The sequence below is a fragment of the Mangrovicoccus sp. HB161399 genome, assembly GCF_013184745.1.
Taxonomy (GTDB): Bacteria; Pseudomonadota; Alphaproteobacteria; order Rhodobacterales; family Rhodobacteraceae; genus Mangrovicoccus.
On sequence record NZ_JAATVU010000227.1, the window covers coordinates 1 to 1,489 of the forward strand.

Here is a 1,489-nt window from a genome sequence, read left to right on the forward strand (position 1 = left end):
CAGCTGGCGAGCGCAATCTCCCTTTCCCCGGGCACACCTATCCTGCGGCCACCGTCATCGGGATGCCGAGTGCCGTGGAGCAGTTGAGGAATGAGCGGCAAGCGCCATTGGTCCGGGCGCAGCCGCGAACGCGCGGCTCCGGACCTCCGCCACCTGGCGGCCGAAGGCGAGGCATCGAGGCGCCCTCGGTCCGGGGCCGATGCCGAACGGACATCAGCCGCTGGCCGGGCAGCTTTGCGCAGGTCATCCAATCGCCGGGGAAAAGGTCTCCCGGAGCTTTTCCCGATCCGGCTCATGTCTCCACCCTGCTGCGGCGGCGGCACCCGCTCCTGTTCCGCCAAAGTGCCCGGCCCAGGCGCTTCGATGCCCGCAGGATCCCGTTGCGTGCGCTGGCTCCTGCCGTGTCGGGCTTCGAGGGCCCGGCGTTCCGGCGGGGCGGAAGCGAGGAGGACCAGCAAATGGTCCGGGGGAGCTTTTGCCCGACGAACCGCCGCTGCGCCGCGCGCCGCGATGGCATCATGGCAGGCGCGCGTGCCGCAGGCGTCGCCAGCGGTGCTCGAACCGGCGGCGCATCCGCCGGCAACTCGGCTGTCACCGTGGCGATCTCCCGATCCCGGCCGATCTGCTTCAGGAGCTCCGGCAGCATCCCTCGCCGGGTTCGCCCAGCCCGGCGGAGTTCGCCGGCTCGGCATCGCCGACATTGCCGGAGGTGACCTCGACGGCCCGGATCTCCATGTTCGCCGGGGAGGGCTCCGCCCGTCCGGCCCTCAAATCCTCCACAGGAGGATTTGCTGCTGACGCGGACCGGCCCGGACTCCCCCGGACGGTTTCCCGATCCTCCTCGCTCCACATCGATTCCAAGGCGGATCCTGCGCCGTGAGCGGGCCGCGCCACGGGTCCGGGCGGGCCCGCGGATGCGCCGCTTTGAGCCGCCATGCTTGCGGCCGTGCCTTGCCGCGCGCTTTCGCGGCCCCGCCGGGGCCACGGTCGCACCGCTCCCTTCGCCTTCCGCCTTGCTGCCATTCGGCGCCTCCAGCAGCGCTGGAACCGATGGCGCTGCCGCTGGCGGCTCCCCGGACCGATGGCGGTCGATGCCTCATTGACCGCGAGCAGGCGAAGCGCGCCCTTGGAGCCGCGATGCGGGATGGTCACGTCCAAGGCTTTCGGCCGCCGGGACAGGGTGCCGAAGTCGGGCACGGACCAGCCGGGCCCGGACAGCTCGAGCAGGCGCGCCACGACCCCGTTCGCCAGTGGGCTCGAACCGGTGGCGCCACTCTGGCTCGCTCTGGCGGAGCGGCAGGCCGAGCAGGACCTCGAGGGTGAGGCAGGCCTGGATCGCGGCGCCGCTGTATGCCTGCCGGCAGCCGCGACGCCCGGAAGGCGCCGCTTCCCATCGCATCGCGGGATCGAACCGGACGGCCAGCGATCCGCGCTGCCTCAGCGCCCCGCTCGCCGTCGCGCTCGGACCGGTGGCGCGTCACCGCTCGCT

Annotated in this window: 2 pseudogenes; both read right to left on the bottom strand. The window is 72.6% G+C overall.

Going from position 1 to position 1,489, the window contains the following annotated elements:
* Positions 1-295: 295 nt before the first annotated feature.
* A pseudogene (locus HCC78_RS35145) lies at positions 296-738 on the bottom strand (hypothetical protein); the annotation flags it as partial.
* 106 nt (positions 739-844) lie between these two features.
* A pseudogene (locus tag HCC78_RS35150) lies at positions 845-1,441 on the bottom strand (transposase); the annotation flags it as partial.
* Positions 1,442-1,489: the final 48 nt, after the last annotated feature.